Annotated in this window: 9 protein-coding genes and 1 pseudogene; 7 read left to right on the top strand and 3 right to left on the bottom strand. The window is 68.7% G+C overall.

The window, feature by feature from the left end:
• Window positions 1-767, top strand: a pseudogene (locus V7053_RS15485) (amino acid transporter); the annotation flags it as partial.
• A gap of 4 nt (window positions 768-771) precedes the next feature.
• Here the strand turns inward: V7053_RS15485 and V7053_RS15480 are convergent.
• On the bottom strand, window positions 772-1,155 hold the full coding sequence (locus V7053_RS15480; protein ID WP_334173167.1) for a hypothetical protein: 384 nt from the start codon (window positions 1,153-1,155) through the stop codon (window positions 772-774).
• Window positions 1,156-1,188: 33 nt separating this feature from the next.
• The gene (locus V7053_RS15475) at window positions 1,189-1,416 is read right to left on the bottom strand and encodes a hypothetical protein (protein ID WP_334173166.1); all 228 of its coding nucleotides are present in this window, start codon (window positions 1,414-1,416) and stop codon (window positions 1,189-1,191) included.
• 122 nt (window positions 1,417-1,538) lie between these two features.
• Here V7053_RS15475 and V7053_RS15470 point away from each other — a divergent pair, with 122 nt between their 5' ends.
• The 4 genes from V7053_RS15470 to V7053_RS15455 all read left to right on the top strand — a co-directional run bounded on the left by V7053_RS15470 (window position 1,539) and on the right by V7053_RS15455 (window position 6,434).
• Window positions 1,539-4,253: a cation-translocating P-type ATPase gene (locus V7053_RS15470; protein WP_334173165.1), complete on the top strand. Its 2,715-nt coding sequence runs from the start codon at window positions 1,539-1,541 to the stop codon at window positions 4,251-4,253.
• Between the two features lie 96 nt (window positions 4,254-4,349).
• Window positions 4,350-4,610 carry a mycoredoxin gene (locus V7053_RS15465; RefSeq protein WP_334173164.1) on the top strand — a complete coding sequence of 87 codons (261 nt, stop codon included), beginning with the start codon at window positions 4,350-4,352 and terminating at the stop codon, window positions 4,608-4,610.
• A 100-nt stretch (window positions 4,611-4,710) separates the two neighbouring features.
• Entirely contained in the window at window positions 4,711-5,805 is a 1,095-nt protein-coding gene (locus V7053_RS15460; protein WP_334173163.1) for an S-(hydroxymethyl)mycothiol dehydrogenase, read from the top strand.
• Window positions 5,805-6,434, top strand: a complete 630-nt coding sequence (locus V7053_RS15455; RefSeq protein ID WP_334173162.1) for an MBL fold metallo-hydrolase — start codon at window positions 5,805-5,807, stop codon at window positions 6,432-6,434. Before V7053_RS15460 ends, V7053_RS15455 begins: the two co-directional genes overlap by 1 nt.
• Window positions 6,435-6,455: 21 nt before the next feature.
• Here V7053_RS15455 and V7053_RS15450 read toward each other — a convergent pair whose 3' ends face one another.
• A complete protein-coding gene (locus V7053_RS15450; RefSeq protein ID WP_334173161.1) occupies window positions 6,456-7,226 on the bottom strand; it encodes an SDR family NAD(P)-dependent oxidoreductase in 771 nt (256 codons plus the stop codon).
• 220 nt (window positions 7,227-7,446) lie between these two features.
• On the opposite strand from V7053_RS15450, the gene V7053_RS15445 reads away from it, so the two are divergent.
• Window positions 7,447-7,860: a four-helix bundle copper-binding protein gene (locus V7053_RS15445; protein WP_334173160.1), complete on the top strand. Its 414-nt coding sequence runs from the start codon at window positions 7,447-7,449 to the stop codon at window positions 7,858-7,860.
• Window positions 7,860-8,117 (top strand): PEP/pyruvate-binding domain-containing protein (locus V7053_RS15440; RefSeq protein ID WP_334173159.1); only part of this gene is annotated, 258 nt, incomplete at its 3' end. The genes V7053_RS15445 and V7053_RS15440, both read left to right, overlap by 1 nt.

Raw genomic sequence — 8,117 nt, 5'->3', positions numbered from 1 at the left:
TGATCTTCGCGGCCAACGTGGACGCCCAGGGCGGCGCCTACGCGACCGGCGTCCTCGTCCTGATGACCTCGGCTGCCGTCGCGGTCACCCTCGCCACGCGTCGCCGTGGACAGCGCCGGCTCGCCGTCGGCTTCGCGGTGATCTCCGCCGTCTTCGTCTACACGACACTCGCGAACATCGTCGAACGCCCGGAAGGCATCCAGATCGCCGCCATCTTCATCGCCGGCACGATCGTCATCTCCTTCATCTCCCGCGCCAAGCGCTCCTTCGAACTGCACGCCACCAGCATCCACTTCGACGAGAAGGCCGTGGAGTTCATTGCCGAGGCCGAATCCGGCCCCCTGCAGATCATCGCCCACGAACCGCTCAAGATCACCGGGGAGTCCTACCGCCACAAGCTGCAGTCGGTGAGGGAGGTAAGCCACCTGCCCCTCGGGGCCAGCGTCATCTTCCTGGAGGTCATCGTCGACGACTCCTCGGACTTCGAAACCCCGCTCGAGGTGCACGGGATCATGCGCCACGGTTACCGGATCCTGGAGGTCCACGGCCCCGTGGTCCCGAACACGATCGCGTCGATCCTCCTGCACATCCGCGACGTCACCGGACTCATGCCGCACATCTACTTCCGCTGGACGGAGGGGAACCCGGTGCGGAATCTTCTGCGCTTCATGTTCTTCGGGGAAGGCGAGATCGCCCCGGTCACCCGAGAGGTCCTCCGCCAGGCCGTTCCCGATGTCACCCAGCGGCCATGGGTCCACGTCGGGTAGGGGCCTAGTCCGTATCGCCGAGGGAGGCGGCCACTCTGGCCGCCTCCTCGAAGGATCCGGGCTGGTGCCGCCGGAACGCGTCTTCGGCCGCCTCCTTGCTCACGCCCTCGGCAAGGACCACAACCTCCTCTGCTTCGTCGTCTTCGACGTTCGCACAGGCCAGGATCTGCCCCTGCCGTGATGGGGAACCCGCCTCGCGCCCCTGCCGCTGACGGGGGACGGCGAACATGACCCACCACTGCTGTCCCTGCGCATCCCGGAACAGATAGCCGTGCGCGCCCCGCAGGAGGTCGCCTTCTACCGCGTCGCCTGCCTCGGCGGACGAACCGGGCAGAGCCTTGTAGTGCACCGGCGGCCGCTGCGGATCGTTGAGCCCGTGGAACTTCATCGGATGACCCGGCGCGAGGGAGCGTGGTTGGCGTCACGCCGGCTGTTCGTCATTGGCCACGGCCTCGATCCAGTCCGTCGCCTCGTCAGTGAGCAGCGGGCCCCCTTGGGCTTCCCCACCCCACCACTGGGAATCGGTGGTGCCCCCGGTGACGGCGAGGATGTCGTCAATGATCGGCGGAGCGAGCGCTTCGCCGTTGTGGGCGATGAGCCAGGCGCGCGTGTCGGGCCGGATCAAGCGCCACCACTGAGAAATGTCCATGGGGGCAGTGTCGCGCGGGGGGCATTCCCCGTACAGACGCCGGGGCGTAAAGGCTGCGTCAGGATCTTCGCGAAGACTTTCGTCCCTACCAGCGCCCGGTGCCAGACCGTGTACTGGTGTCCATGGAGCGACCGCCCGTGGCCCCGCCTCGCGAAGACCTCGACCCGCGCATATCGGTCGACCGCCTCCTTGCGGAACTGCAGGCCGGACGCAGCGGCCTCTCGCAGCGCGAAGCGGACCGCCGGCTCACTGTCTCGGGGCCCAACGTCCTCTCGCGACGTGGCGGCCGCGAGTGGCCGCGTCAGGTTCTGCGTCAGCTCACGCACCCGCTCGCCCTCCTCCTGTGGCTCGCGGCGGCCCTCAGCCTCGTGAGCGGGTCTCAACCCCTCGCTGGGGCGATCGTCGCCGTCGTCGTCCTCAATGCCGCCTTCGCGTTCCTCCAGGAACGCCACGCAGAGCGGGCCGTCGAGGCACTCGCTGAATACCTCCCGCTCACCGCACAGGTCATGCGCAACGGCCAGGAGACCGCCGTCGATGCGAGCCTGCTCGTTCCCGGCGACGTCATCGTCGTCCGCGAGGGCGCCCGGGTCTCCGCAGACGCCCGGCTGTTGGACGGCGCGGTCGAGATGGACCTGTCGACGCTGACTGGAGAGTCCCTGCCCGTGCTCCGCTCGGCTCACGCGGGCGGGGGGCCGGGGCGCTTGCTCGATGCGCCCGATATGGTCTTCAGCGGCACGAACTGCACGGGCGGCGAGGCGCTCGCCGTCGTCTTCGCGACCGGCATGCGCACGGAGCTCGGGCGGATCGCGGCGCTCTCCGAACGGGTCGGCCAGGAACCGAGTCCCCTCGAGCGTCAGGTGAACCGCGTCGCCCGCGTCATCGCCGTCGTGGCCGTGGCGATGGGAGCCGCCTTCATCCCAGTCGGAACACTGCTCGCGGGCCTCTCCTTCGGGGACACCCTCAATTTTGCGATCGGGCTGCTCGTCGCGAATGTCCCAGAGGGCCTCCTGCCGACCATCACTCTTGCCTTGGCGGTCGGCGTCAGGCTCCTCGCGCGCGAGGGAGCCCTCGTCAAGCGCATCTCGGCGGTCGAGACCCTCGGTTCCACGAGCGTGATCTGCACCGACAAGACCGGGACGCTCACGATGAATGTCATGCGGGTCACGCGGATGTGGACGGACAGCGGCGTGGTCGAAGTGGGCGAAGGCATCAGCCCCGCTGTGCCCGGCTCACCGACGGCACGCGCCGCACAAGCCGGCGCGTGGTGCTCGAACGCGTCCATCGCTGACGACGGAAGTGAGGTCGGTGACCCGACCGAGCTTGCGCTGCTCCATCTCGCCGCCGGGCTTGGCCTGCCGAGCAACCGGCGCGGCGTCGAACGGGTCGCACAGTTCCACTTCGACCCGGTCCTCCGCCGGATGTCCACGGTGGACCGCACGGAGGGGCTGTGGCTGCACTCGAAAGGCGCGCCCGAGGAGATCCTCCCCCTGTGCACGGAGGTGGCGACGCACGGTGGCAGCGAGCCTCTGGGGGCCGGCCTTCGGGCTCGGATCTCGGCGATGGTCGACGCGTGGGCCGACGAGGGCCTCCGCGTCCTCGCAATTGCCGAGCGCGGACTTCCCGAGGGCTCCGAAGGAATCGAGCGGCGCTCGGCAGAGGCGGATCTCGTGCTGCTCGGCGTGGTCGCCATGCTCGACCCTCCCCGACCCGAGGTCAAGGAGGCGGTGGCGAAGTGTCACCGCGCCGGTGTCCGGCTCATCATCGTGACGGGCGATCATGGCCTGACGGCCAGGGGAATCGCCTCCCGCATCGGGATCGGGGACGCGAATATCCCCGTGGTCCGGGGCGACGAACTCGATCGCATGAGCGAAGACCAGCTCGACACGCTGCTCTCGAGTACACGGGAAATCATCTTCGCCCGCAGTTCGCCGGAGGCAAAGCTGCGCATCGCGGACGCGCTCCATGACATGGGACACGTCGTGGCAATGACGGGCGACGGCGTCAACGACGCCCCAGCGCTCCGCCGCGCCGACATCGGGGTCGCCATGGGCCGCTCGGGGACGGATGTCGCACGGGAGGCCGCCACCATGGTCCTCTCCGACGACGACTTCGCCTCGATCGTCAGCGCCGTGCGCTCTGGACGGAGGGTCTACGACAACGTCCGGAAGTTCATCGTCTACATCTTCGCCCACGCGACACCGGAAGTGGTGCCCTTCCTGCTCTACGCGATCGCCGGCGGCGGGATCCCCCTTCCGCTGACCGTCATGCAGATCCTCGCCGTGGACCTGGGCACCGAGACCCTCCCCGCGCTCGCGCTCGGCCGCGAGCCAGAGGAGCCGGGCACCATGGACCGGCCGCCTCGCCGACGGGGCCAGAATGTGATCGACGGGCCGATGCTGGCCCGCGCGTGGGGACTCCTCGGCGGCGTCTCCGCCGTGCTCGTCTCCTCCGCCTTCTTCGTGACCCTCCTCGCCGGCGGATGGCATTTCGGCGCGAACACCAACAGCGGGGCCCTCCACGAAGCGTGGGTCCAGGCGACGACGATGACGTTCCTCGGCATCGTGGCGTGCCAGATCGGCACCGCGTTCGCTGCCCGGACCCAGACGGAATCGCTGCTCCGGATCGGTATCGGCACGAACCGGCTGCTGCTGTGGGGCATCGCCTTCGAGATCGCGTTCAGCCTCGCCCTGGTCTATGCCCCGCCGCTCGAGGGCGTGTTCGGCACGGCACCGCCCGAACCGTGGCTCCTGCCCATGCTCCTCCCGTATCCGTTTGTCGTCTGGGGCGCCGACGAGCTGTACCGCCTGCGCCGGCGGAAGGCTTCACGGCCCGCGTGACGAGCGGTCCGGAACACGCGACGCGCGGTCCGGAATACTTGACCCGGAGAGACAGTTTTCCGATACGGAAGACCCGACCGCCCGAGGAGCACACCCATGACCGACTTCACCCCCGCAGACGGCACGATCACGATGTTCTCGACCACATGGTGCGGCTACTGCAACCGCCTCAAGAAGCAGCTGACCGCCCAGGGCATCGGCTACACCGAGGTCAACATCGAGGAGGTCGAGGGCACGGCAGAACTCGTCGAGCAGCTCAACGGGGGCAACCGCACCGTTCCGACCGTGATCTACCCCGACGGCACGGCTGCAACGAACCCCTCAGCCGCCCAGGTGAAGGAGAAGCTCGGGGTCTGACCCGCCCCAGAGTGATTTACGTCACCTCCGGTGGCTCCCCGTAGGATGGCAAAGCCATCATGGCATCGTCATCTGTCGGGGAACCACCGGAGGTTTTTTCATGGCCCAGACCGTTCACGAAGTGAAGGCCGTCGTCGTCCGCGAGAAGGGCGCCCCGGCGACCGTGGAGACAATCCTGGTGCCCGATCCGGGCCCGGGCGAGGCTCTCGTCGACGTCCTCACCTGCGGCGTCTGCCACACGGACCTGCACTACAAGCTCGGCGGCATCGGAGACGACTATCCGTACCTCCTCGGCCACGAGTCGACCGCCGTCGTGAGCGCCGTGGGTCCGGACGTCACGGACCTCAAGCCGGGCGACCGAGTCATCCTGAACTGGCGCGCGGTCTGCGGCGAGTGCCGCGCGTGCAAGAAGGGCCAGCCCCAGTACTGCTTCGCGACGCACAACGCGACGCAGAAGATGACCCTCCAGGACGGCACGCCGCTCTCGCCCGCGCTGGGCATCGGCTCGTTCGCCGAGAAGACGCTCGTGGCCGCGGGCCAGTGCACGAAGATCGACGACGACGTGGACCCAGCAGCGGTCGGCCTGCTCGGCTGCGGCATCATGGCCGGCATCGGCGCTGCCATCAATACGGGCGCCGTTCAACGCGGCGAGTCCGTCGCCGTCATCGGCTGCGGCGGCGTGGGCTGCGCCGCGATTGCGGGCGCCCAGCTCGCGGGCGCGACGACGATCATCGCGGTCGACTTGGACCCAGCCAAGGTTGACGCCGCCAAGGAGCTCGGGGCGACCCACGGCGTCGTCTCGCGCGAACAGGATCCGGTCGAGGCGATCCGCGCGCTCACGGGCGGGTTCGGTGCCGACGTCGTGATCGACGCCGTCGGGCGCCCCGAGACCTACAAGCAGGCGTTCTACGCGCGCGACCTCGCGGGCCGCGTCGTGCTCGTCGGGGTGCCGACCCCGGAGATGACCCTCGAGCTTCCGCTCCTCGACGTGTTCGGGCGGGGCGGCTCGCTCAAGTCCTCGTGGTACGGCGACTGCCTGCCGAGCCGCGATTTCCCCATGCTCGTGGACCAGTACCGGCTGGGCCGGCTGCCGCTCGATGCATTCGTCAGCGAGCGGATCGGGCTCGGCGATGTCGAGGCTGCGTTCGAGAAGATGCACCGCGGGGAGGTCCTCCGCTCGGTGGTGGAGCTCTGATGGCCGCGCGCATCGAGCGTCTCGTCACTTCCGGCACGTTCTCCCTCGACGGGGGCACATGGGAGGTCGACAACAACGTCTGGATCGTCGGTGACGACGAGAGCGTCGTCGTCATCGATCCTGCGCACGACGCCGCCCAGGTCGCCGAGGCTGTGAACGGGCGGCGGGTGACCGCCGTCCTGCTCACGCACGGACATGACGACCACATCCGGCACGCGCGGGACTTCGCCTCACGGGTCGGTGCCCCCGTCCATCTTCACCCGGCTGATCGGATGCTGTGGGAGGCCGTCTACCCGGACAGCGAACCGGACGCCGAGATCGCCGACGGGCAGCGCTTCGAGGTCGGGGGCGCGGAGCTCGTGGCGCTGCACACGCCGGGCCACTCCCCCGGTTCGGTGAGCTTCCACGCGCCGGCCCTTGGCACGGTATTCACGGGGGACACGCTCTTCCAGGGTGGCCCGGGGGCGACCGGGCGTTCCTTCAGCGACTTCCCGACCATCATCGACTCGATCCGCGAGCGCCTGCTGACCCTCCCCGCGGACACGGCCGTGAACACGGGACACGGTGATTCCACGTCGATCGGCGCAGAGGCCCCGCACCTCCAGGAGTGGATCGACCGGGGGCATTGAGACCGGCGGGTGGAACGCGGTTCAGATCGCGTTCCACCCGTTGTCCGATGCGAGCACGACCCCGTTGACGTTGCTTCCGTCGCGGCTGAGGAGGAACGTGATGCCGGCCGCCAGTTCTTCCGCCTCGGCAATCGGCGGGATGTTGGCCTGCATGAGGGGGCCGAGCACTTCCATGGCGAGCTCGGACGCGAATTCTGCATGGATGTTCGTCCGGGTCCCGCCGGGGGCGACGGCGTTGACGCGAATTCCCTTCCGCCCGTACATGACGGCTGAACTGCGGGTGAGCCCGATGACCGCGTGCTTCGAGGTGGTGTAGGCAGCTCCGGCCGCCGAGCCACGCAGCCCCGCCTCAGACGACACGTTGACGATTGAGCCGACCCCGGCCTCGAGCATGAGCGGCAGGACGGCGCGCATGAGCCGCATCATCGAGGTGAGGTTGACGCCGAGCACGCGGTCCCAGGTGGCGTCGTCGAGTTCGTGCACCGGTTGGAAGCTGTCCATGATGCCGGCGACGTTGGCGAGCGCATCGACCCGGCCGCTGGCTGCGGCAACCACCCGCTGGACGGCGTCTTCCGTCGTGATGTCGCCGACTACGGCGACCAGGTCCAATTCGGGATGCTCGGCAAGCAGCTTGTCGAGTCCCTCCTGGCTGACGTCGCTTGCAACGACGTGGCCGCCCTCGCGCGCCACGCGCAGAGCGGTGGCGCGCCCGATGCCCGACGCCGCGCCGGTCACGATGGCCGTCTGGCCGGCAAAGCGTCCAGGTGTCACGATTTCCTGCCACTCGGACATGCCAGTCCTCCTCAGACGAGACAGGAGGACGGTCCTCCCGTTGCCTCCTTCAGGATCCAGCGGCCGCCCGGGTCAGCCACAGGGCTGAAGGTCCCCTGTCGGTTCAGGGTTCGAGCGCCCCGCCCGGGGACCAAAGCCTCTTCACCGGGGTAGGCGAGCCTTCGAAAATCGACGACAAGGGACGACGCCGCCGCCCCGCTATGTCCAGAAGGAGCCTTTCATGTCCCCCTCCCGTGAGGCGCTCGTCGTCCACCCGGCCGCTCCCGATATGGACGAGAGCCAGCGAGCAGCGCTCGGAGACTGTATCGATGCAGCGCTCGCCTGCACGCAGGCCTGCATTTCCGGCGCGGACAGCTGCCTTGAAGAACCCACCGTCGCCGAGCTGCGCTCCGTGATCCGCCGGCAGCAGGACTGTGCCTCGATCTGTACCGCAGCCGTCCAGGTGCTTTCACGGCTCGGATCAGACTTCGGCCGGATGCCAGATTCGATCGTCCGGGTCATGTCCGAGGCCTGCGAGCAGTGCGGAGAGGCCTGTGGCGCCCTCGCGGACTTCTACCTGCACTGCAGGATCACAGCGGACGCCTGCCAGGACGTGCTCGCCGCGGTCGCGGCTCTCATGGCCCGGAGCGAATGATGAGTGCGCCGGCCAACGAAGAACGGCTTCCCCTGACCGAGGGTCTGCAGGATCTCTCCGACCTCGTCCTCCGCTTCGAAGAAACCGGCATCAAGGACGTCCCGAGCGTCGGCGGGAAGAACGCCTCGCTCGGTGAGCTGACCCGTGCCCTCACGGCTTCCGGAGTGGCAGTGCCCGAAGGCTTCGCGACCACCGCCACCGCGTACCGCCTCTATCTCGAGGCGAACGGCATCCGGGAGGCCATGGCCTCGCGGCTC

The sequence above is a fragment of the Sinomonas sp. genome, assembly GCF_036848755.1.
Lineage (GTDB): Bacteria > Actinomycetota > Actinomycetes > Actinomycetales > Micrococcaceae > Sinomonas.
This window is presented reverse-complemented; position numbering and strand designations above follow the sequence as displayed.